This is a genomic window from Streptomyces milbemycinicus, assembly GCF_002154605.1.
Taxonomy (GTDB): domain Bacteria; phylum Actinomycetota; class Actinomycetes; order Streptomycetales; family Streptomycetaceae; genus Streptomyces; species Streptomyces milbemycinicus.
In genome coordinates, this window is the sequence record NZ_MUNE01001145.1 from 1 (window position 1) to 576 (window position 576).

General features: G+C 73.6%; 1 pseudogene. It reads left to right on the forward strand.

Going from position 1 to position 576, the window contains the following annotated elements:
- Positions 1 to 83: 83 nt before the first annotated feature.
- A pseudogene (locus tag CCN51_RS58935) lies at positions 84 to 576 on the forward strand (acylneuraminate cytidylyltransferase family protein); the annotation flags it as partial.

A 576-nucleotide genomic window follows, 5' to 3' on the forward strand; every position in this document is an offset into this window, starting at 1 on the left:
TGGTTGCTGTGAGCGCTCGCGAGAAGCCCGAAGGCGCAACAACGCAAGGCGCAGAAGGCGCCGAAGGCACTGAAGGAGCCGCCATGTCCCCCTCCGACCGGCGTGTCGTCGCCGTGATCCCCGCCCGTGGCGGTTCGAAGGGCGTGCCCGCCAAGAACCTCGCCGCCGTGGGGGGCGTGCCGCTCGTCGCACGTGCCGTACGGGAGTGCCTGGCCAGCCGCCTGGTGACGGATGTGGTCGTCTCCACCGACGACGCGGGCATCGCCGCCGTGGCGCGCGGTGCGGGCGCGGAGGTCGTCCAGCGGCCGACCGCCATCGCGGGCGACACCGCGACCAGCGAGGCCGCCGTGCTGCACGCGCTCGACACCTACGAGGCGGCGCACGGGATCAGCGCCGAGGTCGTGCTGCTGGTGCAGTGCACCAGCCCGTTCATCGTCCGTGAGGATGTGGACGGCGTGGCCGAGGCGGTGCTGGACGGCGGGGCGGACACCGCGCTGACCGTGGCCCCGTTCCACGGCTTCGTCTGGCGGGACGCCGAGGACGGGACGACGACTCACGCGAGCGCCGACGCGAGCG